The 25,112-nt window shown below is 60.8% G+C and carries 27 protein-coding genes and 1 pseudogene; 10 read left to right on the forward strand and 18 right to left on the reverse strand.

Annotation, left to right across the window (positions count from 1 at the left end):
* Positions 1-4: 4 nt before the first annotated feature.
* The 5 genes and pseudogenes from gcvT (at position 5) to A4G99_RS08560 (ending at position 5,171) form a co-directional block, all read left to right on the forward strand.
* Positions 5-1,111, forward strand: a complete 1,107-nt coding sequence (gcvT, locus tag A4G99_RS08540) for a glycine cleavage system aminomethyltransferase GcvT (protein WP_066141913.1) — start codon at positions 5-7, stop codon at positions 1,109-1,111.
* Positions 1,111-1,494 (forward strand): glycine cleavage system protein GcvH, encoded by a 384-nt coding sequence (gene gcvH / locus A4G99_RS08545; RefSeq protein ID WP_066141916.1) that lies wholly within the window; start codon positions 1,111-1,113, stop codon positions 1,492-1,494. Before gcvT ends, gcvH begins: the two co-directional genes overlap by 1 nt.
* Positions 1,495-1,730: 236 nt before the next feature.
* A pseudogene (gene gcvPA / locus A4G99_RS08550) lies at positions 1,731-3,073 on the forward strand (aminomethyl-transferring glycine dehydrogenase subunit GcvPA).
* Positions 3,073-4,545 carry an aminomethyl-transferring glycine dehydrogenase subunit GcvPB gene (gene gcvPB / locus A4G99_RS08555; RefSeq protein WP_082837737.1) on the forward strand — a complete coding sequence of 491 codons (1,473 nt, stop codon included), beginning with the start codon at positions 3,073-3,075 and terminating at the stop codon, positions 4,543-4,545. The pseudogene gcvPA and the gene gcvPB overlap by 1 nt, the downstream one beginning before the upstream one ends.
* A gap of 113 nt (positions 4,546-4,658) precedes the next feature.
* Positions 4,659-5,171 carry a hypothetical protein gene (locus A4G99_RS08560; protein ID WP_223301775.1) on the forward strand — a complete coding sequence of 171 codons (513 nt, stop codon included), beginning with the start codon at positions 4,659-4,661 and terminating at the stop codon, positions 5,169-5,171.
* A 33-nt stretch (positions 5,172-5,204) separates the two neighbouring features.
* Here the strand turns inward: A4G99_RS08560 and A4G99_RS08565 are convergent, their stop codons facing one another.
* From A4G99_RS08565 to A4G99_RS08580, 5 genes are all read right to left on the reverse strand, one after another.
* Positions 5,205-5,921 carry a helix-turn-helix domain-containing protein gene (locus A4G99_RS08565; RefSeq protein WP_066141920.1) on the reverse strand — a complete coding sequence of 239 codons (717 nt, stop codon included), beginning with the start codon at positions 5,919-5,921 and terminating at the stop codon, positions 5,205-5,207.
* Between the two features lie 63 nt (positions 5,922-5,984).
* Complete coding sequence (locus A4G99_RS08570) at positions 5,985-7,124, reverse strand: acyl-CoA dehydrogenase family protein (protein ID WP_066141923.1); 1,140 nt, start codon at positions 7,122-7,124, stop codon at positions 5,985-5,987.
* A gap of 370 nt (positions 7,125-7,494) precedes the next feature.
* Positions 7,495-7,662, reverse strand: coding sequence for a hypothetical protein (locus A4G99_RS25860; RefSeq protein ID WP_190303724.1), 168 nt, complete (start codon positions 7,660-7,662; stop codon positions 7,495-7,497).
* A 44-nt stretch (positions 7,663-7,706) separates the two neighbouring features.
* Positions 7,707-8,711, reverse strand: coding sequence for a bifunctional oligoribonuclease/PAP phosphatase NrnA (locus tag A4G99_RS08575; RefSeq protein ID WP_066141926.1), 1,005 nt, complete (start codon positions 8,709-8,711; stop codon positions 7,707-7,709).
* A 159-nt stretch (positions 8,712-8,870) separates the two neighbouring features.
* The gene (locus tag A4G99_RS08580) at positions 8,871-9,548 is read right to left on the reverse strand and encodes a helix-turn-helix domain-containing protein (protein ID WP_066141929.1); all 678 of its coding nucleotides are present in this window, start codon (positions 9,546-9,548) and stop codon (positions 8,871-8,873) included.
* 83 nt (positions 9,549-9,631) lie between these two features.
* On the opposite strand from A4G99_RS08580, the gene A4G99_RS08585 reads away from it, so the two are divergent.
* A complete protein-coding gene (locus A4G99_RS08585) occupies positions 9,632-11,002 on the forward strand; it encodes a cytochrome P450 (protein WP_066141932.1) in 1,371 nt (456 codons plus the stop codon).
* 71 nt (positions 11,003-11,073) lie between these two features.
* On the opposite strand, the gene A4G99_RS08590 is transcribed toward A4G99_RS08585, so the two are convergent.
* From A4G99_RS08590 to A4G99_RS08630, 9 genes are all read right to left on the reverse strand, one after another.
* The gene (locus A4G99_RS08590) at positions 11,074-12,303 is read right to left on the reverse strand and encodes a Cdc6/Cdc18 family protein (protein ID WP_066141935.1); all 1,230 of its coding nucleotides are present in this window, start codon (positions 12,301-12,303) and stop codon (positions 11,074-11,076) included.
* A 1,073-nt stretch (positions 12,304-13,376) separates the two neighbouring features.
* The gene (locus A4G99_RS08595) at positions 13,377-13,565 is read right to left on the reverse strand and encodes a hypothetical protein (RefSeq protein WP_150123067.1); all 189 of its coding nucleotides are present in this window, start codon (positions 13,563-13,565) and stop codon (positions 13,377-13,379) included.
* 70 nt (positions 13,566-13,635) lie between these two features.
* Complete coding sequence (locus tag A4G99_RS08600) at positions 13,636-14,121, reverse strand: pyridoxamine 5'-phosphate oxidase family protein (RefSeq protein WP_066141941.1); 486 nt, start codon at positions 14,119-14,121, stop codon at positions 13,636-13,638.
* A 124-nt stretch (positions 14,122-14,245) separates the two neighbouring features.
* On the reverse strand, positions 14,246-15,445 hold the full coding sequence (locus A4G99_RS08605) for a methionine adenosyltransferase (RefSeq protein ID WP_066141944.1): 1,200 nt from the start codon (positions 15,443-15,445) through the stop codon (positions 14,246-14,248).
* Positions 15,446-15,644: 199 nt separating this feature from the next.
* Positions 15,645-16,199, reverse strand: coding sequence for a class IV adenylate cyclase (cyaB, locus tag A4G99_RS08610; protein WP_066141946.1), 555 nt, complete (start codon positions 16,197-16,199; stop codon positions 15,645-15,647).
* A 169-nt stretch (positions 16,200-16,368) separates the two neighbouring features.
* Entirely contained in the window at positions 16,369-16,968 is a 600-nt protein-coding gene (locus A4G99_RS08615) for a GNAT family N-acetyltransferase (protein ID WP_066141949.1), read from the reverse strand.
* Positions 16,969-16,987: 19 nt separating this feature from the next.
* Positions 16,988-17,221: a flagella cluster protein gene (locus A4G99_RS08620; RefSeq protein WP_066141952.1), complete on the reverse strand. Its 234-nt coding sequence runs from the start codon at positions 17,219-17,221 to the stop codon at positions 16,988-16,990.
* Positions 17,218-17,829 carry a GNAT family N-acetyltransferase gene (locus A4G99_RS08625; protein WP_066141955.1) on the reverse strand — a complete coding sequence of 204 codons (612 nt, stop codon included), beginning with the start codon at positions 17,827-17,829 and terminating at the stop codon, positions 17,218-17,220. Before A4G99_RS08625 ends, A4G99_RS08620 begins: the two co-directional genes overlap by 4 nt.
* A gap of 6 nt (positions 17,830-17,835) precedes the next feature.
* Entirely contained in the window at positions 17,836-18,429 is a 594-nt protein-coding gene (locus A4G99_RS08630; RefSeq protein ID WP_066141958.1) for a GNAT family N-acetyltransferase, read from the reverse strand.
* Positions 18,430-18,577: 148 nt separating this feature from the next.
* Between A4G99_RS08630 and A4G99_RS08635 the strand changes: the two genes are divergently transcribed.
* Together A4G99_RS08635 and A4G99_RS08640 are read left to right on the forward strand one after the other, a co-directional pair.
* The gene (locus A4G99_RS08635; protein ID WP_066141962.1) at positions 18,578-19,303 is read left to right on the forward strand and encodes a bacterio-opsin activator domain-containing protein; all 726 of its coding nucleotides are present in this window, start codon (positions 18,578-18,580) and stop codon (positions 19,301-19,303) included.
* A 104-nt stretch (positions 19,304-19,407) separates the two neighbouring features.
* On the forward strand, positions 19,408-19,671 hold the full coding sequence (locus A4G99_RS08640) for a HalOD1 output domain-containing protein (protein ID WP_066141966.1): 264 nt from the start codon (positions 19,408-19,410) through the stop codon (positions 19,669-19,671).
* Between the two features lie 65 nt (positions 19,672-19,736).
* Here the strand turns inward: A4G99_RS08640 and A4G99_RS08645 are convergent, their stop codons facing one another.
* A complete protein-coding gene (locus tag A4G99_RS08645; RefSeq protein ID WP_066141972.1) occupies positions 19,737-20,186 on the reverse strand; it encodes a pyridoxamine 5'-phosphate oxidase family protein in 450 nt (149 codons plus the stop codon).
* 198 nt (positions 20,187-20,384) lie between these two features.
* Here A4G99_RS08645 and A4G99_RS08650 point away from each other — a divergent pair, with 198 nt between their 5' ends.
* Complete coding sequence (locus A4G99_RS08650) at positions 20,385-21,272, forward strand: PhzF family phenazine biosynthesis protein (protein ID WP_066142479.1); 888 nt, start codon at positions 20,385-20,387, stop codon at positions 21,270-21,272.
* 135 nt (positions 21,273-21,407) lie between these two features.
* On the opposite strand, the gene A4G99_RS08655 is transcribed toward A4G99_RS08650, so the two are convergent.
* The 3 genes from A4G99_RS08655 to A4G99_RS08665 all read right to left on the reverse strand — a co-directional run bounded on the left by A4G99_RS08655 (position 21,408) and on the right by A4G99_RS08665 (position 23,418).
* Positions 21,408-21,806 (reverse strand): low molecular weight phosphatase family protein, encoded by a 399-nt coding sequence (locus A4G99_RS08655; protein WP_223301802.1) that lies wholly within the window; start codon positions 21,804-21,806, stop codon positions 21,408-21,410.
* Between the two features lie 149 nt (positions 21,807-21,955).
* Complete coding sequence (gene arsB, locus A4G99_RS08660; RefSeq protein WP_223301776.1) at positions 21,956-23,029, reverse strand: ACR3 family arsenite efflux transporter; 1,074 nt, start codon at positions 23,027-23,029, stop codon at positions 21,956-21,958.
* Positions 23,026-23,418: a metalloregulator ArsR/SmtB family transcription factor gene (locus A4G99_RS08665; protein ID WP_066141980.1), complete on the reverse strand. Its 393-nt coding sequence runs from the start codon at positions 23,416-23,418 to the stop codon at positions 23,026-23,028. Before A4G99_RS08665 ends, arsB begins: the two co-directional genes overlap by 4 nt.
* A gap of 163 nt (positions 23,419-23,581) precedes the next feature.
* Between A4G99_RS08665 and A4G99_RS08670 the strand changes: the two genes are divergently transcribed.
* Positions 23,582-25,051, forward strand: a complete 1,470-nt coding sequence (locus A4G99_RS08670) for a replication factor C large subunit (protein WP_066141983.1) — start codon at positions 23,582-23,584, stop codon at positions 25,049-25,051.
* Positions 25,052-25,112: the final 61 nt, after the last annotated feature.

The raw sequence follows: 25,112 nt of genomic DNA on the forward strand, positions 1-25,112 counted from the left end.
GGGTATGCCCCTTCGGAAACCGCCGTTGCGCGACCGACACGACGAGCGGGGCGCGACGTTTACCGAATTTGGCGGCTGGGACATGCCTGTCGAGTTCGATTCGATAACGAAAGAACACGAAAGCGTCCGGCAATCCGTCGGCATCTTCGACGTCTCTCACATGGGTGAGATAGAGGTCAGTGGACCCGATGCCGAGCGCCTCATGCAACGATTGACGACCAACGACGTGACCCTGCTGTCTCCGGGTGACTCCCAGTATGCGATGATAACCGACGAGGACGGTATCATCATGGACGACACCGTCGTCTATCGCCTACCGGAGGACGACGATGCGGAGTTCCTGTTCATCCCGAACGCCGGTCACGACGAACAGATGCACGACCGCTGGAAACGGTTCCGCAACGAGTGGGACTTGGACGCGGAAATCCGCAACGCGACCGACGATTACGCGATGTACGCGGTCCAAGGACCGGATGCCGCCGATGCGGTCATCGGTGCCGTCGACGACGACACCGCCGAATCCGTGGCCGACCTCTCGAAGTTCGAGGCGACCTACGCCACCGTCGAGGACGTTCGGTGCTGGATAGCCCGCACCGGATACACGGGCGAGGACGGATTCGAACTGATCCTTCCGTCGGACGAGGCCGAGACGGTCTGGGACGCGTTCGACTGTCAGCCCTGTGGGCTCGGCGCGCGCGACACGCTCCGAACCGAGATGGGATTCCTCCTCTCCGGGCAGGACTTCGATTACGAGAACGACCCCCGAAACCCGTACGAGGCCAAAGTAAGTTTCACGGTGAAACTCGATACCGAGTTCGTGGGACGTGACGCGCTCGAAGCGGCGAAAGAGGACGGGGTCGAGGAGACGTTCGTCGGCTTCCGACTCGTGGACAGGGGCGTCCCTCGCCACGGGTACGACATCACCAGCACCGAGGACACCATCATCGGGACGGTTACGAGCGGGACGATGAGTCCGACGCTCGGGGAACCGATCGGGTTAGGTTACGTTCCGACCGAGTACGCCGACCCCGGAACCGTCATCCGGGTGATGGTGCGCGGACAGTCGAAGAAAGCAAAGATTGAGAGCACACCGTTTCTGAAAGACAAATAATGAGCTTCGAAGTACCAGAAGACCGTAAATATCTCGAATCGCACGAATGGGTAGCAGCAACCGACGGAACCGGCCGAATCGGCATCACCGACTTCGCGCAGGACGAACTGGGCGACGTCGTCTTCGTCGAACTCCCGTCCGAAGGTGACGAACTCGAACAGAACGGCGACCTCGGCGTCGTCGAGAGCATCAAAGCGGTTTCTGACCTCTACTCGCCCGTTTCGGGCACTGTCACCGACGTGAACGAGGAGTTGGAGAACACTCCCGAACTCGTCAACGACGACCCGTTCGGCGACGGATGGATGCTCGAAGTCGAACTGGACGACGAGAGCGAACTCGACGACCTGCTGTCCGCGGACGAGTACCGCGAGCAGATCGAGTAACGACGGCACCACACTTCTCACCGTTTTCGTCCGACAGTAGCGACGGCACCGGTCACGACGAGTAGCACGGATGAGCGCTGCAGTGTGCAATGCGGACGTATACCGTAGATATTTGCTCTGTCGTGCATACTTTTCCGCTTCTTTCCGCACCCAGTCGCGATAAGTGTGCAAGCTCGTGCAATACGGGCGTCGGCTTTCCTCTCATATTAAAAGGGTGGACTCCCTAGCCCGACTCAATGACCGGAGGCAACGCGAGTGCGGGCAGCCCGTACGCACCGCACACGGCCGAGGAGACCGCAGCGATGCTCGACGCGGTGGGGGTCGAAAGCGAGGAGGAGCTTTTCGACATCCCCGATCCCGTCCGCTTCGACGGCGAGTTCGGCATCCAACAGCGTACAGAGCAGGCGACACGCCGGGAACTACAACGAACCCTCGGCGAAAACCGAAACCTGACGGAGTTCTTGGGGCGCGGCCACTACAGCCACTACGTCCCCTCGTTGGTCGATCACCTCTCGGATCGGTCGGAGTTTCTGACCTCCTACACGCAGTACCAACCGGAAATCACGCAGGGGTTCCTGCAAGCGTTGTTCGAATACCAGTCGATGCTGGTCGAGTTAACAGGTCTGGGAATCGTCAACGCCTCGATGTACGACCACGCGACGGCGCTGGCCGAATCGGCACTGCTCGCCGCCCGCGTCCGAAAGACGAGCGGCAACCGCGTCCTCGTTCCCGACTCCTTGCTTCCCGAGCGAAGGAGCGTCCTCGAAAACTACATCGATGGGCCGGGCCTCGTCGTGGACGAATACGGGACCGACGACGCGAACGTGGACGTGGATTCGCTCGCCGAGGCCATCGACGAGGACACCGTGCTCGTCTACGCGGAGAACCCGACGACGCGCGGAACCATCGAGGAGAACCTCGCGGCAATCGGCGACATCGCACACGAGAACGACGCACTGTTCTGTCTCGGTACCGACCCCGTGGCGCTCGCGCTGTTGCAGGAACCCGCCGCCGTCGGGGTGCGGACGTCGTCGTCCACGACGCCGCGACGCTCGGCCTGCCGACGAGTTACGGGATGGGTCTCGGACTGTTCGCCACGCGCGAGGAGTTCGTCCGGCAGGTGCCGGGCCGACTCATCGGTATCAGCGAAGACGGCGATGATAACCGCGCCTACACCCTCACGCTCCAGACGCGCGAACAGCACATCCGCCGGGAGCGTGCGACCTCCAACATCTGCACGAACCAGGCGTGGGTCGCGCTCCGAACCGCGATGCACATCGGGTATCTGGGTTCGTCCGGACTGGTCGAACTGGCCGAGAAGTGCGTCACGCTGGCCGACGACCTCGCGGGGCGACTGGACGACATCAACGGCGTCCAAGCACCGGTCAACGACCGCCACCACTTCCGCGAGTTCGTCGTCCACACCGACCAACCCGCACCCCCAATCGTCGCTGATTTGGAGGAACGCGGCTTCGCCGTCCACGAAGTGAGTGAACACGAGATTCAGGTCTGTGTGACCGACGTGAACGAACACGCCATCGGTGAGTTCGTCACGCTGTTCGAGGAGGTGGCAAACTAATGAACTACACGCAAGCGAAGTGGGAACACGACGAGGAGGACCTGTACGAACCGCTCCTGTCCGAAAAGGACGGCAACGAGGTCGAAATCGAATCCTCGCTCCCCGACGAGTTGACCCGTGAATCCCTCGATTTGCCCGAACTGTCGGAACCCGAGTTGGCCCGCCACTACACCCGACTGTCCCAGATGAACTACGGCATCGACAGCGGGCCGTACCCGCTCGGTTCCTGCACGATGAAGTACAACCCGAAATTCACGGAGGACGTGGCGGCGCTCCCCGGCGCGAGCGTCCACCCCGACCGTTCCGAGGACAGCGTGCAGGGAACCCTCGAACTGCTCTACGGTCTCCAGGACTACCTCGCCCGGATCGGTGGGATGGACGCGGTCAGCCTCCAACCCCCCGCAGGCGCGGCGGGTGAATTCACCGGCATCCTCGTGGCGAAGGCCTTCCACGAGGCGAACGGCGAGGGTGACCAGCGCACGGAAATCATCGTCCCGGACAGCGCCCACGGAACCAACCCGGCGAGCGCGGCGCTCGGTGGCTACGACGTGGTCGAACTCCCGAGCGCGGACGACGGCCGCGTCGATATCGAGGCACTCGAAGCCGCGACCGGCGACAGCACCGCGCTGTTCATGCTCACCAACCCGAACACGCTCGGCCTGTTCGAGCGCGACATCGAGCAAATCGCCGAAATCGTCCACGGCGCGGGCGGCCTGCTCTACTACGACGGTGCGAACCTGAACGCGCTCCTCGGCCGTGCCCGTCCGGGAGACATGGGCTTCGACATCATGCACTACAACGTCCACAAGACGTTCGCCACCCCGCACGCGGCGGTGGTCCCGGCGCCGGACCTATCGGCGTCGGCGAAAAGTTGGCCCCGTTCCTGCCCGCCCCGCGGGTGCGGGACTGCGAGGCGCAAAGCGCCTCGAGGACGAGCGAGCGGCGAGACGCCGCGAGCAACCGAATCCGGGTACGAACGGTTCGACCCCGAACACACCATCGGCAAGGTCCACGGCTTCACGGGTAACTGGCTCGTGCTGGTCAAAGCCTACGCCTACATCGCCCGACTCGGCGACGAAGGATTGAGCGACGCCAGTGCGAAGGCCGTCCTCAACGCGAACTACCTCGGGTCGCAGATAGAGTACGAGGTGCCGTTCACGCCGTTCCACCACGAGTTCGTCGCCAGTGCGGGCGATCAGGACGCGGCGGACGTGGCGAAACGCATGCTCGATTACGGCGTTCACCCACCGACGACGAAGTGGCCCGAAATCGTCTCCGAGGCGCTGATGACCGAACCGACGGAAATCGAGAACCGGGAAACGCTGGACGAACTCGCCGAGGCGTTCAACGCCGTCGCCCGGGAGGACGACGAGGTCCTCGAAGCGGCACCCCGGAAAACGACCGCGAAGCGAATCGATCAAGCGAGCGCCGCGCGGAACCTGCGGCTCTCGTGGCAGGCGTTGGACGAGTAAGTCGGTTCGACGGGATGTCGCTTGCCGTTTTCGCAAGGAGGGACGTGGTTTCCGACGACTGTGGTTGCTATCAGATCACAAGATATATGATTTCATTATTCCTTCACTGATGGGTGAAACGAGTCCTGAAACCCCTCTGTTTAGTCCTCCTCTTGCTTCTCGCGGGCTGTAACGGTGCGACGCTCGGTTCGACGTCGACCACGGGGACGCAGACCGCCTCGACGACGTCCCCCGTGGCCACTGGATCCACGGATCGGACGGCGACAGGCCAAACGACCTCGGTGACGACGGACCGAACGACGACGCCCACGGCGAAACCCTGTACCGTCACGAACGAATCGAGCGACGGTGCGGCGTGGGTCGTCAAGCCGACGATGGACGGCACCAAAGTGATGCTCATGACCCAATGGAACAGGAGCGCCACCGTCACGAAACTCGATGCGACGCTGGATGGAAAGCGGCTGTTTCGGGCGTATCCGGAACGCGACGCACCGAACGCGACCGGATGGGGACGGTACGTTGGCACCGTCCGCTCGCGGGACAACTCCGGGTCGAACTGTACGACAACGGAACGCAAGTCGGCCGATACAACGCGTCCGTTGTCTGTGAACGATAGGGCGGACTGATCCGTTCGATTTCGTGAGACGGCTTCGAGAGAGCTATGTGGCGTTGGTTTGCCCGAGCAGGGTGGCTTCGACTTTATGGAGGTGTTCGTGGAGCGTCGATGTGGAGATATCCAACTCGTCCGCTAACTCTCCGGCCGACGATTTCCTCGGATAGTCGTAGTATCCACGTTCGCGGGCGAGTTGAAACACTTCCAGTTGGCGTTTCGTGAGTCGATCCACCGGGAGGCTATTCACGGTCGTCTGCCGACTCGCTTGCTTCATTCCCCTGATGTTGATTTCCGCACCCATCTCCTCACGAACTTCGTCGAACTTCACCTGAACCGTCCGTCGGTCGTGGTTCGTCACGAGGGTCCAGTACTCCCGCCCGTCACGGATGTCTATCGGGCCGCTACACACGAACCCTCGCGACGTCAACGGTTGGCTGATCTGTTTTCTCCCATCGTGAACGACGAGCAGTTCGCGTATCGCGTTTCCCGGCGGTTGGACGGTCGTTCGCTGGAACATCGGGGCCATTTCGGAAATCGAATGTATCTGGTCCATCCCGGAAATGGCTTCGAGTGCGTCCGTAATCGTCCCCCGTTCGTCCGCGTAAATCGTGAAGAGTGTCGAAACCTCGTCCCCGGTCGCATAGATTCCGTACCCGAGAAACCCCACATCGAATCGGTCCGTGATTTGGATTTCCCAGCAGTCAGGATACCAGAGATCGATCGATACACGAAGTGCTTCGTCAGGGTTCTCGGGCACGGTCATCCGTCGTTTTCCTCCCGTGGTCGATAGTTCCCAGTCGGAATAATCCCTCCGTCGAAGCGTCTCTCAGTCGCCGTGTTGCTCGAACACCGCATCGGCAAGCGTGTTCTTGTGGCCTTCGTTCGGGCCACCTGCGATGGTGAGGAGTTTCGCGTCGCGGAGATACCGCTCGACGTGATGCTCGGTCGTGTATCCGACGCCACCGTGGAGTTGGATCGCATCGTTCGCGTTGTCCACCGCGGCCTGTGTCGCGTTGATTTTCGCCATGCTGAACTCCCGAGTTACGTCGCGGCCGCGGTCAGCACGGTCGGCCGCTCGGAGCGTGAGCAACCGTGCGGTATCGACGCGTTCGGCCATTCTTCCGACCTCCCACCGTACTCCCTGAAAATCACCGATGTGCTGTCCGTACTGCTCCCTGGACTTCGTGTACGATACCGTGTCTTCGAGGGCCGCACGGGCGATACCGACGCCGCGGGCGGGAACGTTCACGCCGGTCCGGATTCGACCGCGCTGGACGTACCCATTACCTTCCGCTCCGACGAGCCTGTCGGCGGGGACGCGGACATCTGAGAGCGAGACGCGTGGGGATTTGACGCTGTTTGCACCGAGCGTTTCCCACACCGTCTCGACCTCGAACTCCTCGGTCGGCACGAGGAACGCGCTGATGTCGTGCGGTGCGTCCTCGTCGGACCCGGTTTTGGCGTACGTGAGCACGTAGTCGGCGTCGAGGAAGTTCGTCACCCACTGTTTGTGGCCGTCGAGGACCCACTCGTCCCCTCGTCGTTCGGCCGTGGTTTCCATCTCCAGTTTGTTGCTGCCCGCGTTCGCCTCGCTCAGCCCAAGCGCGCCGACCGTTTCGAACGTCGCCATCTCCGGAAGGAACGTCTCGCGTTGCTCATCGGACCCGAATCGCTCGATAACCGTTGCGACGCCGAGGTGAAGCCCGAGGGTACTGGCCACCGACATGAGCGCCGCCGAAAGTTCCTCGACGACCAAAGCGAGTTCGACGAGTCCTTCGCCACGCCCCCCGTACTCTTCGGGAAGCGTCAATCCGGTCAATCGTCGAGCCCCGAGTTCGTCGAGTATTTCGCCCGGATACTCCCCCTGTCCGTCCAACCCTTTTGCCGTCGGTTTGATCTCGTTTTCCGCGAACTCGCGAACGTCCGCTCGAAGCGAGCGTTGGTCTTCCGTTAGCTCGAATCGCATATACGAATGGACGTTTCGTCGGTGGATTAAGTACAGGACCGGCTATAGCAGGTTCACCAGTCTCGGGCCGTACTTTCAGGTGGGAATTCGATCACGTGATGGGACGTTTCCCCTGGGAGAGCACTCCGCGAGAGGACGACCACTGCCACGACGGTATCCACAACGAGACCGCCCCATCGCGTACGGAGATGACCACAGTCGGAACTCCCCCGCCACAGACGACGGTTGTGGCGGGGGTGTTCGCGCTCGGAGATTCATATTTGCTATAGCGATATCAAATTTATTGGGCCGAATCGACGGACGAACGATAGTCGAGAGAAACGTCGTCACTCGCCGTCAAACACAGTAAAATACGGAAATCGACTTCGACTTACGCCGACGCCGAATCGATGTCACCGTCGATGCGCACCAGCGCGTAGTCACACTCCGAGCAGTGCCACTTGGTTTTCTCGCCGAGATGCAGGTTCGTGCTCGCACAGCGCCAGAACGTCTGTTCGCTTCCACACTCGGGACACTCGTGTTGGATTTCGAGGCTCATACTCGGTATCGGTTATTGGCGAAGTTTAAGATGCTGGTTTCTCCTCACGCTTCGCCCCGTTCGAGATGCAGCGCGTCGAAGAATCGATGCAGCACGCGGCGCGAGGCGAACTCCACGAGGTCGTCGTCGTCGGCATCCGCGTCGGCGAACAGACCGAGCGGAATCTGCGCCCCGGCCATGTCCGCGTGTCCACCCGCGCTTCCGACGTCGCCGAACGCCTGTTGGAGGACGTTCCCCGCGTGGACGCGGGGGTCGATGGACCGCGCGCTCATCTCGACCGATCCGTTGACGACGCCGAAGACGAGCACCGTATCCACGCCTTCGACGTTCAGCAGGTAGTCGGCGGCCTGTGCGAGCGCATCCCGCTCCGAGGTTCGACCGGCCGACGTGGCGAGGGTCGCCCCGCGCTGGACGCGGTTGCGAATCGCTTCGCCGATGGCATCCACGGTTGCCGGGGAGAACGCCGCACCGTAGAGCTCTTCGAGCAGGTCGAGGTCGGCGTGCCGACAGACGTACAGCGCGGCTTCGTACTCGTGCGGCGTGGGGTTGCGAATGAAGTCGATTCGCTCGCGGTGGAGGGCGAACAACAACGCGGACCCCAGTTGAACGTTCGCTTCGATACCGAGGTCGCGCAGATATTCGACGAGGATGCTCGCCGTCGCGCCGTAATCCTCCCGCAAATCCACGAATTCGGCCTCCGGATTCTCCGTGGCGTGGTGGTCGATGACGATGTCCGGCTTCACGGCATCGAGTTCGGTATGCCCTGCCGGTGTGGAATGGTCGACGAACGCGACGCGGTCGAACTCCTCTGGGTCGAACGTATCGAGGTGGTCCAACTGAACGTGGAGCAGGTTGACGAAGGCTCGATTTTGCTGATGCGAAATCGCCCCTCCGTAGAAGAGTTCCACGTCCTCGACACCGTTCGACTCGGCGATGACCGAAAGCGCGAGCGCGCTTGCGATGCAGTCCGGGTCGGGGTTGTCGTGGCAGACGACCGCGAGCGAGTCGACCCCCGCGAGGTACTCGACTAACTCCTGGACGCGGGTCATGATAGCTGTTCGACGCGAGACAGTATCAAAGCGTGGCTGGGAATCCGGTACGCTCACGAGAAATAAACGATATACCACGATACAAAATTTGTTGGGCGGGGATGGCCGGACGCGGAGGTCATCTCACATCTCCGTGTTCTGTGCGTACTCGGTCAAGACTCACGTATTGGTGTTCAGTTCGTACTCGGTCATGACGCGACGTTCGATGCGTTGGAGACGGTCACCGATCGTTCCCGGAGTGACACCGAGACGGTCAGCGAGGGCGCGCTGGGTCGTTTCTTTCGGTACCTCGTAGTATCCTTCCCGGATTGCGAGGTCGAGTAAGTCGGCTTGCGTATCGGTCAACACGGCCGTCGATTCGCTTTTCGATTCGAGATGCCCGATTCGAGTGACCGAGGCATCCACCAAATCCGGGACGTCATCGATCGCACGCTGAAGGTTGCCGTTCGTTCCGATGACCGTGAACCTGAGTTCGGGTCCGCGGTCCGTCAAGCGGTGTTCGACCGGCCAATCGAGGACGATTTTGTTGCGGTAGAGGATGCTGAGCAGGTCATCGATCGGTCCGTCGCTCCGGTAATGAGCGTAGATGACGCCGCGTTCGTCGGTGCCCGCGATGTCGTACTGGAGTACTTCGTCGCTCGACTCCAGCAGTTCCTCAGCGACCGAAAGATCGCCGCTGATGTCAGTTAGGCCGAAGTATTCCCCGTCCGCGACCGGACTCATGTACCGCATGGAATCGATCGAGATGGCCGACGAGCGGTCGAACCGGTCGAATACCGGGATGGATATCTCACGGGAGAGCACGAGGGTGGCGTATCGAAACGTTTCGGAGGCCATAGCGTGAAACGGTGTTGACGTTATAAATGATTCTAGCATGTTAGAATAAGTCCTCAATAGAGTTGCGGGCGTCCGTTCAATAGATGAGCAACGAACCAGCGGTCGGTACGTTCCCACCGGGACCGTCGGGTCTCCCGGTCGTGGGCGCGGCACCACATGCGATTCTAGGCGGTCTCGATTTCCGCGAGCGGATGGCGAACGAGTACGGCGATGTCGTTCATTGGGAGGATCACCACGGGCACGTCTATCAACTCAACCACCCCGACGATATCCAGCAGGTCCTCGTCTACAACAACACGAACTACGTGAAAGGAAATCAGTTCCAGCGCGTGCTCGGTCCCCTGACCGGAAACGGCATCCTGAACAGTGAGGGTGAGGAGTGGCGGGGGAACCGCCGCGTCATTCAACCGGCGTTCCACCCCGACCGCATCGAGGTCTACGCCGATATGATAACCGACCTCACCGATGCGTCGATCGATAACTGGCGGGACGGCGAAACCCGTTCGATCCACGACGATATGATGGAGTTGACGCTGCGCGTCGTCGCACAAGCGTTGTTCGGCGTCGACATCGACCGCTACGTCGGGGACATCGAGACGGCGGTCAACGACTTCCTTCCGGCGACCTCCAGCCTTCCGAACATCATGCTCCCGGAGAACGTTCCGCTACCGTCGAGGTGGCGGATGGACAGGGCTCGCGAGACCCTCGACGACGTCGTCGACGAAATCATCCGGGAGAAACGCACCAACCCCGGTGAGCACGACGTCATCTCGATGCTGCTCAACGCGGACGACGAGGACGGTGGTGGTCTCTCGAAGAAACAGATCCACGACGAGGCGATCACGCTCCTCTTTGCGGGCCACGAAACGACGGCGGTCTCGTTGACGTACACGACGTATCTCCTCGCACAGCACCCGGAAGTCGAAGCGAAACTCGTGGCGGAACTCGACGAGGTGCTCGGCGGCGAGACGCCGACGATGGCCGACCTCTCCGAACTCACGTACACGGAACAGGTGGTCAAGGAGTCGATGCGACTGCTCCCGCCGGTGCCGTTTATCACTCGCGAGGCGAAGACAACCGACGAAATCGGCAACTACCGGATCCCAGCGGGCGCGAGAGTGTTCATGAGCCAATGGGTCGTTCACCGCGACTCGCGGTGGTACGACGACCCGCTCGCGTTCCAACCCGAACGCTGGACGAAGGAGTTCCAACGGTCCCTTCCGCCGCTCGCGTACTTCCCGTTCGCGGCGGGACCGCGGCGCTGCATCGGCGACCGCTTTGCCATGCTCGAAGCACGGCTTATCCTGGCGATGCTCTATCAGAACCATCACCTCGAACTCGCCTCGGATCGGAACCTGGAGGTGATCCCGACGGTCACGTCACGACCGAAAGAGGACGTTCTGATGACGGTCCACGAACGTTCGGCGGACGAGACGGCTGAATCGGATCGGTAGGCCGGATTTTCCTCGACGCTTTGGCGGTGGTGAATGTTGGAGGTACCCGTATCGAGGCCGACGAGGACGTTTCAGAAATCGTTCTGGCACGCTTGAATGACCAGCTTGGGTTCGTCGTACAGGCTGTTGACCGTGTGTTTGCCCTTCCCCCGTCCGCGTCCGCGCTGGTCCTGTTTGATGAGGTCGAGGAACTCCAGTTCAGTCAGCAAATCCCTGACGCGACGCTCCTTCAGGGGTTCCGAATCCATCTGTTCACAGATCTGTCGGTAGGAGTGTTGGACGACCTTGTTCGGAATCTTCGGTTCGTCGTCGTTGGACTGTTGGACTTGCGATGCGAGTGCAAGTAGGACGTATCGCGCGTGGGGCGGCTGTTTGGAGATGAGTTCCGAGATGCGGTTTGCGCCCTCCCGTTCCTGTGCGACGTCGACGTGGGCGTCCCGAACGAACGACTCGCGCTCTTCCTCCGCGACTTCGCCAGCGAAGCGGAGCACGTCGATCGCCTTGCGGGCGTCGCCGTGTTCCCGGGCGGCCAGTGCGGCGACCTTCGGGATGACGTCGGTTTCGAGCACGCCGTCCACGAACGCGTCGCGGCGCGATTCGAGGATTTCGCGTAGCTGTGTGGCGTCGTAGGGTGGGAAGACGTAATCGCGTTCACAGAGGCTGCTTTTGACGCGCTCGTTCAGTTCGTCCTTGTATCGGATCTTGTTCGAAATGCCGATGACGCCGAGGTTGCACGCGTCGATCTTCCCGGCCTCGCTCGCACGCGAGAGGTTCATGAGGAGGTTGTCACCGGCAGTGTCGCCGCTCGTGTCCCCGATGCCTTCGAGTTTGTCCACCTCGTCGAGGATGATGATGGCGACGTCGTACATGCTTTCGAGGACGGTCCACAGCCGGTTGTAGTACATCGAGGTGCTGATTCCCTGTTCGGGGATGGCCGTCCCGGTGAGGTCCTCGTCGTTGAGTTGGTCCGCGACGGATTGGACGACTTGGGTTTCAGTCGAGTCCTGTAGACAGTCAATGTACGCGAAGCCAGCGTTCACCCCGTTCTTCGATGCTCGTTGCATCATCTGTCGGCTGATGAACTTCGTGCAGAGGGATTTTCCGGTGCCGGTCTTTCCGTACAGGAAGATGTTGTTCGGGGTGTTGCCGTTGAGCGCGGGCCGGAGCGCGGTACCAAGTCGTCGCAATTCGTCTTCACGGCCGATGATTCGGTCGCCGTCGGGGAGATGAGAGACCTGAAGGAGTTCCTTGTCGTTGAAAATAGCCGTGTCGTCTCCAAAGTAGTCCACTGACTCGGACATCTATGAACCCTATGTCGAGTGAGGGTATTTAAACATACCTCCATACTGCCGCTGTAATTATCGAGATAGGATGGTAGACGGTGTATCGAAGCTGTTTTACACCCCTCATTGCCGTTGTAACGGACCGGATTGCCGCTGTAAAAGCACGGATCGTCGTCGTAAAAGAACGGACCGACACCGTACCGGGCCGGGTTGCCGCTGTAAGTTCGGCGAGCTTTCGTGATAAATTCAGCGAAGTAGTTCGGAACGACGACGGAATCGGACCGACATCGAGAGTCGGGACGACGACGGAATCGGACCGACATTGAGGGTCGGAATGACGACGGAATCGGACCGACATTGAGGGTCGGAATGACGACGGAATCGGAACGACACTGAGAGTCGGAATGGTCGATGATCGGACCGACATCGGTGTTCTGGTTATCGGACTGTTCTTCGAGTGCCACGAGGTTTCTGATGCGAGGGAGGATATCGATTGGGTGGGAGTTGCATGGACACCGCGTTGCCGTTGTAAACGGGGTGAAGAGGTTCTGTTTCCCGCGAATATTGACCTTTTGTTGTGGAATTCTTTTCTCTCGACCCTGGACTGCCGTTGTAAACGCGCGTTTCCGTCGATTGTTTGATCCGTTTGTCGGGGACCCCACGTTGCCGCTGTAAGTGTGGGGGTGTGTGGTGGAGGGGAAGGGCGGGGTTTCGGGGGGACGGTTTGATCTGAAGTCCACACTGGTCCGGCAGGGACAGGCGCTGATAACACGAAAGACACTGTCTACGTACCGAGAAACGATACTCTCTATAGGTCAAAAACGACAGCACGATTTCAGCTGTAGACAAACCGCGACCGAGTCGCTAGTTCCGGTTTGCGACTCTCTCGGGGGATTGTTGGTAAAATAGGTATATAACCCTATTGCTTCGCCCATTGTTGTTGTTGTTCTCTTATATGACTTTTTACCATCATCATATCGTCTCTGGCCAACTCTTACAATCGGCAATTTTCCCCGTTTCCCGAAGAACACGGCCTTTAACTCCCACTTACAGCGGCAACGTGGGGTCTCCGACAATATTCTCTGAATACATCAGAGGTCTACCTTGTAACGGTCTTCTTCGTAACGGGTCGACACTTTCCGGTCGCTCACTCCACCACCCTCAGCCACTCTTCTCTCCTCTCTTCTCACTTCTCTCTTCTCGACGATTTCTTCACCTTCGACCATTCCGCCACTTCCGACCATTCCGCCACTCCCGGCTACTCCGCCACTCGCGACCATCCCTCCATCCTCGATCTTACTCGATTTTACCATCTGCCCCCGAGACCGACTCCGTCTTCCGGCCTCACCGTCATCCAAATTCCCATCGAGTCGCGTCGTTCGGGTAATCGCTCCACGCGAAGACGGTTTTGGGACGAACCGTGAAAAACGGCGTTCCGTGCTGGATGCCGTACTTTCCCTGGTACGCCGTGTCGAGTCGTTCTTCGAGGTCCGTATCGGTCACACGCTCTGCAACGCCTTCGATGATGACGACCGCTTCGCCGCTCTCTCGATGTGCGACGATACGGGAATCGGCCTGGATGTTCCGCACCCAACGTGTTCGCTCGCCACCGCCGCAGTGGAGGGCGTCATCGACCCAGACACCCCAAACCGGACGAACGTGTGGATGGCCGTCGGGCCGCGTCGTGCACAGCCAGTAGTTTTGGTCCTCCGCCATCGCATCGCGGACGAACGTCCACGAAAGCATCTCCCCTTCGTCGTCGGGAATCCCATAGCTCTCCTCGGTTACCGGTCTGCTTCGATGTGCGTCGTATTCCGAAACGTCGTTCCCCACCATCATTTGAGGTACGTCACCAAGGGACAAAGAGATACGTGTCAATCGACGGTGGATTCACCAAAATAAAAACCGCCAAACGTCCGATTAGAACGTCCTCCACTCGTTCAAAACGTCACCGGTACGTTCAGAACGTCCTCACGTCGCCATCGATGGCGCGTTTCGTGATGTGGGTCACGTTCGACAGTTCCTCGTCCACGAGGGCGACGATGTCGTCTTCGATGTCGCCGAGTTCGACACCATCTTCGGTGACGACGTGAGCGTCGGCGACGTGCGGTTGGTCGATGGGCCGCCCGATTTGCGAGAGCAGGCGGACCCGCATGTCGCGGATTCCGTCGACTTCCGCCACCACGGTTTCGGCGATTTCGGTGCTCAGTAGGTTGTAGATCTTCCCGATGTGGTTGACGGGGTTCTTGCCGCTGGTCGCCTCCATGCTCATCGAGCGGTTCGGCGTGATGAGACCGTTGGCACGGTTTCCACGGCCGACGGAGCCATCGTCACCCATCTCGGCGCTGGTGCCGGTCGTCGTCAGGTAGATGCTCTCGTCGTCGTCGGCGGTGTTGACGTAGACGTTCACGTCGCGGTCGGTGTACTCGTGGGCGACCTGGTGGACGTAGTCGCGTACCTCCTCGACGACGGCGTCGTACTCCTCACGGTTGTCGATGTACTTGTCCACCATCGCGGCGGCGACGGTCACGTCGATGGTGTCGCGTTCGCGCTTGCCCATGATCTTCACGTCCGGGCCGAGTTCGGGGTGATTGGCCGCGAACTCGCCGTTGAGGCGGCTTTCGGCGTTCAGGACGATCTTCTCGGTTTCGGAGAGTGGTGCGTGACCCACCCCAAAGCTCGTGTCGTTCGCCATCGGTACCGTCGCGCTCTCCTCGGAGAACACGTCTTGGAGGTCGCCGCTCCCTTCGCCGAGTTTCACGTCGATGATGACGTCGTGGCCGACTTCGAGTTCGGGGATGTTCTCGTTGAGATACTCGCGGGCGGCGTCCAGCGCGACGGTGTCGGTCGGTATTTTCGTTCCTTCGTACTCCTTGGTCGCGCGGCCGACGAGGAGGATATAGATGGGTTCGACGAGTTCGCCGCCGCCGTACTGCGGGTTGGAACTCCCCGCGACGAGTTGCGTTTCGTCGGTGTTGTAGTGAAGGACTTTGCCGACGCGGTCGAGATAGGTCTGCGAGAGTGCGCTAGAGACCGCTTCCGCGATACCGTCACAGATAGAGTCGGGATGACCGATTCCCTTCCGCTCCACGATTTCGATATCCTGGTCTTCGACTGCCCGACGGTCGATAGGTTCCACCTGAATGTTCCGCTCAGTCATTATATCGGTTTCACGGTCACGGATTCTATAACTTGCGGAAACGCGTCTCCCCGATTTGATTACTGTTACTCATTTTCGAGTGGTGATTACCCATCCCATAGCGACTCCTTCTCTCACTCGCTTTTTCTCCACTCTTTCCTTCCCTGCACCTTCCTTCCCTGCACCTTCCCTACACCTGCTACTCATTTCCCTACACCCGCTACTCATCACCCGTCTTCCCTTCGAGTAGCAATCCGAGATACGACGTTCGGATCTGCTCCTCAGGGTCCAACCCCAACTCACGAAGTACATCGTAGGCACCCACACGGGCGGATTCGACGTCGCTCTCCTCGTCCGCTTCCGTTTCGACTTCTACGAACTCCCCGAGTCCGGTTACGGCGTCGAGGCTGACGACGTAGCCGTCGAGTTCGTACCGTTCCCGCTCTTTGTGGACGGTTGCGGCCGATTCGAATCCGAGCGCCGAGAGCAGTTCGTCCACCGTGTCACCGTTGCCGATGACGGTTTCGTGTTCCTTGCGCGTCTTCGACTCCTCCTCCACCAGCGGGCCTTTGTACGTCACGACCTCCACCGCATCGTCGTCGTCGGCTTCACGGCGAATGCGGAGCGCTTCGTCCGTCTCCGCGAAGTCACGGTGGGGCGCGTCGTAGTAGAAATCCTCCTGCGTGACCACGCCGACGGAGTGGGCATCGAGGTCGTCCAACCGTTCCCGAACCGCCGCGTGGTCGGCTCGTACCTTCACTTCGACTTCGTACATGGTCGGAGGGAGGAGCGGGGGGTTGAAAAGATACACGACGGACGCTCCATTCGTTCCGTTCCCCAGCCTTTCATCGTCTCAGCTCGTTCCGTTCCCCAACTTTTCTCCGTTTCCTTTCACCGTCACACCCGTTCGCGGTCCCGCCACTTTCCGTTCACCGTCACACTCGTCAGCGGTCCCGCCATTCCTCACGGAGCAGGCCGTACTGTACCATATCGCGGTGTTCTCCGTCCACGAACATGTACTGACGGCGGCGACCTTCTTCCACGAAGCCGAGGGATTCGAGCAGGCCGCGGGACGCCTCGTTGAAGTCGTACGCCTCCGCACCCACGGCGGGTGTGTCGTACTTCCGGAAAACGTAGTCGAGAACGAGTGAGACGGACTCCTTCCCGTAACCGTTGCCCTGCACCGCAGGAACGAGCCAGTAGCCGATCTCGGGGCGTTTGTAGTCGGCGTCCATCACGTTCACTTGGCCGATTCGCCGCACTTCGTCCGCTTCGCCACCCCTCCTATTCTTTCCATCCTCCCCATTCTCTCTATTCTCTCCATCCTCTCCATTCTCTCTATTCTCTCCATTCACATAGACGAGGAACCTGTCCGCACTGCCGTCCTCGTGAAGTTTCGAAACCTCGTCCCGGTTCATCACCGGATTCCCCATCGGGTAGCGGAGTTCGGGGTTCGCCAGTGCGCGCTGAACGAACGGAACGTCCTCCTCCTCGACCGTCCGAAGCGTGACCCGTTCACCGCTCGTGATTCGTGCTCCCGGCATGGATTACTCGTGGCACATATTATTCGTGGGTGAACATGCAGGTTCGGTCGTCGTCGCGGAGGATGCAGAAACGCATCGACCCGGTCGGTTGAAAACTGTGCCCCCGCTCTTCCGTGACGAACACCTCCGAAAACGGTTCGCCACAGACCGAACACGCCACGGAATCCCGATTTTCGAACAGGGAACTGTGTCCGGCATCTTTCTTCAATTTCAGGCGGTGGCGAATCGCGTGCTCGTCGAATCCTTCGGTCACGATTCGTCCTCCTCACGGCTCGCTTTCCACCGTTCTCGCGTGATGGTGTAGCGCTGGACGTCGTTCACTTCGTCGTCCATCGGAACCCAATTTCGAAGCAGGCAGTCGTGTTCCCCACCGAACCGTTCGACGTACTTCTCGATGGCGCGCCGGGATTTCGTGTTCCCGGCGTTGTGGCTCACCGATACGAGTTCGAGGCCGAGACGGTCGAACGCGACTTCGATGAGTGAATCAGCGCGCTCGCCGGAGTAGCCGCGTCCCCAGAACCGCTTACGGAGCCAGATACCGAGTGTCCCGGTCCGTCTCTTCCAATCGATGTGGAGACCACAGTTCCCGGCGATTTCACCCGCGCCGTCCTCACCCTCTTTCGGGCGGATGACGTAGCTCACGTCCGAGGCGTCGTCCCAGTTCTCCTCGCTCTTCGCGACGAACTCCAACGTCTCCTTCGGTGTGGAATGTGGGTCCCACGAAAGGAACTCCGTCTCCTCCTCGATTCCCTCACGGTGCGAGCAGAGCCAGTACAACTCGTCGATATCGACGTTCTCGCGGCACATCCGCTCCAGCACCAACCGCTCGGTTTCGATGCGTTCGGGAAAGAGGTCGACCATGGCGCTTCACTCTCGACTCTCGGCCCACTGTTCGCGCGACACCGTGAACCGATGTGCGTCGCGAACGACGTCGCCGTCGGGGTGCCGATTCCGGAGGATGCCGTCGTACTGCCCGCCATGCGCTTCCACGTACTTCTCGATGGCGCGGCGTGACTTCTCGTTCCCCGCGAGGTGTTCGACCGCGACGAGTTCGAGATCGAGGCGGTCGAACGCGAGTTCCATCAGCACTGATGCACGTTCGCCGGAGTACCCGCGCCCCCAGAACGGCTTGCGGAGCCACAGCCCGAGACTTCCGGTTCGCGTCTCCCACTTGACGTTTAGGCCGGTGGTACCGGCGATTTCTCCCGCGCCGTCCTCGCCCTCTTTGGGTCGGATGATGTACTCCGAACCGGCCGCTTCGGCGCGGTTCTTCTCCGACATATCGATGAACTCCTTCGTCTCCTTCGGCGTCGTGTGCGGCGTCCACGAGAGATGTTCGGTGATCTCCTCGATATCGGGGGCGTCGTGTGCCGTGTGTCGGTAGAGATCGAAGGTGTCCACCCGGTCGTGTGTGATCGCCTCCAACCGGAGGCGGTCGGTTTCGAGTTCCTCGGGAAACATACCTCTGACGAGACAGCAGGCGGACAAAAGTTTACTGAGAGATTGTTACTGTCTGGCACGGAACTCCGGAAAGGCGACACGAGTGCTATGATGGATGTTCACTAGGGACACAGAGTGCATAATCGTGTTCCACCCGTAGCGGAATAGGATGGTGAACCAACGGTCTTCGACGGGGAGCGTCGAATTGGTTTTCTCGTTTCACGACGAGCGATGTTTCTTCGTCGCCGTGTCCGAGCGAGCGGACTGCGGACTCGTCGCTGAGGGTGCGGTTCATCGGGAGGACGGGAACATGCTCGAATTTTTCACCGTTCACGGTGCACGACCCGAGACGGTCCTCCATATCACCGATGACCTCCCATCGGTGCGCGATGCACGCGTCGTGAGTGAACACCCCGACACGACGTTGATGGAGTTCGTCGTCACTGACCCGTGTTTCACGGCGACGTTGGCGGACACCGGTGCGGTGGTGCGCGAAGCGACTGCCCAGAGAGGCCACGCTCGCATCGTCGCTGACGTCTCGCCGAACAGTGATGTCCGGCGGGTCGTAAACCGTTTTTTCGACCGATACGAGGACGCCGAACTCCTCTCCAAACGAACGCTCGGGCGGACCATTCCCGCGCTCTCGAACCGAGCACAAAACGCACATCTCACGGCGGAGTTGACCGACAAACAGTTGCGGGCAGTGGAAATCGCGACACGCGAAGGGTATCTGACGTGGCCGCGGGAGAGTACCGCGACGGAATGTGCAGCGAAGATGGACGTCTCACAGCCGACTTTCAGTCAACACCTCTGGACTGGATTGGGGAAGTTGCTCACTGCCATGTTCGAACCGTACGAGGGTACGGAGATGAGTGTGCCAAATGATATCTCCTAGCGAACCTTTCGGGAGAGGCGACGCTGTCAGGTGGCATCGCTCCTCAGAAACGGATACGACGACCGGCACGGGATACGAGCTACCTCGGTCGGTCATTTCCAACGATGCATACCACGAACTCACCCCACGAAACGACGAACGGATCGCGTTCAGGAGAGCGAATAAGCCAGCGCGTCGTGCTCGCCGTCGCGAATCGAGCGGACGTACAGGTAAACGAACTCCCACCGCTGTACGATTTCCTCGACCCCGACGCCCTCAACGCGGTCGTCAGGAGTAACGATGCCGACCTCGAACTCTCGTTTTCGTTCGCAGGGTACCGAGTAACGGTCGAGAGTGACGGCACGGTTCAGGTCCGACAGGAAGCCTGACGGACACGCTTCGAGTTTCTCACTGGTCATACGGAGCTATCGATGTCGATGGCTGCCGTCGGTCTCTATCCCTCCGTGAGCGCTTCCTTTCGACTGGTTATCTCCGTCGGGTGGAGGTGGAAGAACTCGAACGTCACTTCGCGCGAATCGCGTTCGAACAGGTCGACGAGCGGAATATCGACCCGTTGCACCCCCTGTACCACCTCCGAAGTGATGTCCGCTTCCGCCACCTCGTCCAACTCCCCCCTCACGACGACGCTCCGCCAGCCATCGTCCGTGTGGTCGTAGGTGACGAACGTGACCGGGCGGTCGATGACTTCGTCGCGCTCGCCGCCTTGCTCGACCGCGAGTCGGAAGTAGAAGTGGACGTCGGTCGGGTCGTAGCCGTACGACACCGGCACCGAGTACGGCGATTCGTCGATACCTATCGGAAACGAGATGACGCCCGTTCCGCCGCTGGTGAGAAATTCGTCCCGCTCTTCGTCGTCCATTCGGACGGATTCGATGTCCCCCATGGCAACCGAAGTACGTCACGCTGGTCGAAAAAGGTGGGTGGTCACGCCGGTCGAAAAAGGTGGGTGGTCACGCCGGTCGAAAAAGGTGGGTGGTCACGCTGGTCGAATTTCGTGGATTGTGGAACGAACAGAGGGAACACCGAGAACCGGGGGAACATCGATGGGAACCAATTTCTCCCGCCGCGGAGACGGTTACGTATGGCGGACAACCGATTTCACGTGGTGGACGTGTTCGCACAGGAACAGTACGCGGGTAATCAACTCGCCGTCGTCCACGATACGGCGTCGATGGCCGGAGACGAGATGTTGGAGATCACTCGCGAGACGAACTTCTCCGAGGCGACGTTCATCGATTCGCCGGAAACGAGGGACGGCGGATACGACGTGCGCATCTTCGACCCCGCGGAGGAGATTCCGTTCGCCGGTCACCCGACGCTCGGGACGGCGTTCGTGATCCGCGAGTTCGTCCGCGACGACTCCCCCGACGAACTCACGCTCAACCTCGGTGTCGGGCAAATCCCCGTCCACGTCGAGCGCGACGAGGACGGCAACGAATTGTTCTGGATGAACCAAGTACCACCGACGTTCGGAGAGACCGTCCCGCACTCCCTCGCCGCGAAGGTTCTCGGTCTCGAAGCGAGCGACGTGGACGACGCGTTTCCCGTCCAGATCGTTTCGACCGGTTTGCCGACGCTCGTCGTCCCGCTTCGGTCGCTCGGTGCGGTTCGGCGGGCCGAGACGAACCACGAGCCGTACTACGAGGAGTTCATCGAACCGTACGGCGGTCACAACGTCGTCCTCTTCGCGCCGGAAGCGGAGGACGAAAACGACATCCACGCGCGAGTGTTCGCTGACTACGCTGGCATTCCGGAGGACCCCGCCACTGGGTCCTCGAACGGCTGTCTGGCGGCGTGGCTGGTCGAACACGAATACTTCGATACGAGCGAAATCGACGTTCGAGTCGAACAAGGGTACGAGATGGGCCGTCCGTCGCTCCTCCACCTCCGCGCGTCGAAAGCGGACGACGTCATCGACGTCGAGGTCGGCGGCCGAGTGATTCCGGTCGCCGAAGGACGGTTGTTGTAGAGCCTATCGGAAAACCGTTCGAAACTGCGGTCATTTCATTCGTCCATTCGTCCGCTCGTCGTCATTTCGTGTTCGCCCGTCTGTTCGTTCGCTCGTCCGCCCGTCCGATCGCGTTATCTCGTCGTTATTTCGTCGTCATTTCTCCGTGACTTCGTCGAACAGTTCCGCCACGCGCCGTTCGATCTCGTCCCGGATCTCACGGACTTGCTCGACGTCGTTTCCATCGGGATCGGACAGCGCCCAATCCCGCACGTCTACGTCGGTGCCGACCTCGCCGACGTCGAGCGTCGAACAGCCCATGGTCGCCACGTAGTCGCACGTCCGGAGTTCTTCGATGGAAATCTCGCGCGGCGTACGGTCTGTGAGGTCGAATCCGACCTCGGCCATGACCTCGACCACGACGTCGTGGACGTGGTCCGCCGGGTATGTTCCGCCGGTCAACAGCTCGATTTCGTTTTCGAGGCCGCGACGCTCGACCTCGCGCTCGGCGAACGCGAGCGACATCTGGCTACGCCCCGCATTCTGGACGCACATGAAGGCGATTCGAGTGAGATTCGGTTCGGTGTCGAATTTTCGGGTGGGATCCGATTCGGTGTCGAATTTTCGAGTAGCGTCCGTTTCGGTGTCGGATCGGGTGGTTGGTTCGGTCATGGTGTTAGAATCGTGATTTTCGTTCGTCGTGATCAGTCGGTGGGGAGTTCGCCGGGAACGCTCGATTGGCCGTCGAAGAGTCGATGTTTGGTGGCGAGCGCGACCCGCACGAGGGCCAGCATCACCGGGACTTCGATGAGCGGGCCGACGACGGTCGCCAGCGCGACGTTGCTCCCGATACCGAAGACGGCGACTGCGACCGCGATGGCCAACTCGAAGTTGTTCGAGGCGGCCGTGAACGCGAGGCTCACGCTTTCGGTGTAGTCGAAGCCGAGGAACGCACTGAGTCCGTACGCGACGGTCCACACCCCGACGAAGAAGACGAGCAGTGGAACCGCGATGAGCACGATTTGCCCGGGGTTCGAGACGATGTACTCGCCCTTCAGCGCGAACATCACGACGACCGTGAACAGCAGTCCGAGCAGTCCGAGCGGACCGATTCGCGGGATGACTCGTTCGTAGTACGTTTCCCGCCCGACGGTTCGGAACGCGAGTCGTTGTGTGAGATAACCGAGTGCGAGCGGGAGACCGAGGAAGACGAGGACCATCCGTGCGATGAGTCCCATCGAGACGTGTACTGCCGTCCCCCGGAGGACGGTGAGGAAGAGGAACGCGTACGGGACGAACAGCACGATTTGGAGGAGGCTGTTGACGCCGACGCAGACCGCACACATCTCCCCGTTCCCGGCCGCGAGTTCGTTCCAGACGAGTACCATCGCGATGCAGGGCGCGATGCCGACGATGATGAGGCCGGTGACGAAGTCGGGATAGCCGTCGAGGAAGAACACGGCGAGGCCGTACATGAAAAACGGCGCGACGAGCCAGTTGAACGCGAGCGTCAGGCCGATTTCCGCCCGCGCCGTCCGCGTCACTTCCGGAATTTTCCCGTACTCGATTTCGGCCATGATGGGGAAGATCATCACGAACAGGCCGACCGCGATGGGGAGGCTCGTCCCGTGCCACGAGACCGCATCGAGCGCGTCGGCAACGCCGGGAACGAACTCCCCGAGGGCGACCCCGACGATCATCGCGAGTCCGATCCAGACGGTGAGGTAGCGGTCGAGGAGGGGGAGGGCGTCGCCCTCCGAAGCAAGTTCGCCGCTCACGCGGAACGCACCTCGCGGTCCGCCGTCGAGAATAGCTCATCGGCGAGCGACGTTGCGGCGTAGTAGCGCCAGTTTCCGTCCTTTCGACGGGCGAGGAGACCGGCATCCACGAGGTCCGAGAGGGCGTGACTGACCGCGCTCTCGCTCACGTCCACGAGGGGTTCGAGTTCGCAGACACAGAGTTCGTCGTCGGCGGCGACGAGTGCACGCGCGAGTCGATACCTCGTTTCGTTGCCGAGCACCGCGAATATCGGTCGCGTCCGGTCGTCACGAAACGCCGTCTCGGCGAGCGTTTCCAGTTCGTCGAGTCGGTGTTCGACGTCCGCGTCACAACACTCCCCGAGTTCGTCGGTGAGCAACCGTCTGATTCGAGCGTTCGTTCCGGCCATCGGGAGCTAGTTGAAAGAAGATTCATATAGGTGTTCTGAATTGAACTGTGGTTCAGATAGAGTGAGTCGTCGGATGCGGCGTCGAAGGTATTTGGCCGCTCGACAGGACGAACCGGACCGTGCTCCGCAACCACTAAACGGACTACATTCCTACACTCGTTCAATGGTAGACTGGACGGAGAAGTATCGCCCGACCACGCTTTCGGAGGTCCGGGGGAACAACAAGGCCCGTGATCAACTCAAAAAGTGGGCCGATACGTGGGAGAATCACGGGGACGCCGTCATCCTCCACGGTAGCCCCGGCGTCGGGAAGACGTCGGCGGCCCACGCGCTGGCGAACGACATGGGCTGGCCGACCATCGAACTGAACGCCAGCGACCAGCGGACCGGCGACGTCGTCAAACGCATCGCGGGCGAGGCGGCGAAGAGCGGCACCCTCACCGGCGGCACGTCGGGACGACGAATCGTCATCATGGACGAGGCGGACAACCTGACGCACAACGCCGACCGCGGCGGTTCGCGGGCCATCACGGACGTGGTGAAATCGGCGAACCAACCGCTCGTCCTCATCGCGAACGAGTTCTACGACATGTCGAACTCGCTGCGAGACGCCTGTGAAACCATCGAGTTCCGCGACGTGTCGGCCCGGAGCATCGTCCCCGCGCTTCGGGACATCTGCCGACAGGAGGACATCGAGTACGACGACGACGCGCTCGATGCCATCGCCGAAAACGACAGCGGCGACCTGCGCTCCGCGGTGAACGACCTGCAAGCGGTCGCAACTACTGGCGGACGGTTGACGCGCGAGGACGTGGTGACGGGCGAGCGCGACACGACCAGCGGCATCTTCGACTTCCTCGACGACCTGATCAAGAAACAGGACGCCGAGGGCGCGCTGAAGGCGTCCTACGACGTGGACGAGACGCCCGATAACATGCTGAACTGGATCGAGGACAACCTGCCGAAGGATTACGAGGGACAAGAACTCGCGGACGCCTACGGCTACATGGCCAACGCGGACCGCTGGCTCGGGCGGGTGCGGGCCACGCAGAACTACAAGTACTGGCGCTACGCGGGCGACAACATGACCGCCGGGGTGGCCGTCGCCAGAAATGGAACGAAGGGCGGATGGACGCGCTACGGCCCGCCGAGTTACTGGCGAAAGCTCGGCAGTTCGCGCGGCAAGCGTGACACGCGGGACTACATCGCCCGGAAGATAGCCGAGGAGAGCGGCATCAGCATGAGCACGGCCCGCCGCGAAGTCATTCCGTTTCTCTCCGAGATGACTCATCACTGCAAGAACCGGGAGTTGACCGTGACGATGGCGGCGCGCTACGATTTGGAGGAAAAGCACGTCTCCTTCGTCACGGGCAGCGGGAAGACGACGAACAAGGTCGAGAAAATCGTGGCCGACGCCGAGGAACGAAAGAGCGAACTCGCCATCGAACATTCGGGTGGGGCCTTCGAGGAGTTCGCGGCGGATTCGGCGTCGGACGACGCCGAATCCGCGGATGGAGGGGCGGATACCGCGGAAGAGGCGGAAATCGAAGCGCAGGAGTCGGCGGCGGACCCCGAACCGACGGACGCTCCCGAATCCGACGACGGCCAGTCCGGACTCGGCGACTTCTTGTAGGCGGTTTCGCGTTCAGTTTCCCGGTTCCGAATTCCACTCGTCGTCCGCGGGCCTGAGCGTG

The organism is Haladaptatus sp. R4 (assembly GCF_001625445.1).
Lineage (GTDB): Archaea > Halobacteriota > Halobacteria > Halobacteriales > Haladaptataceae > Haladaptatus.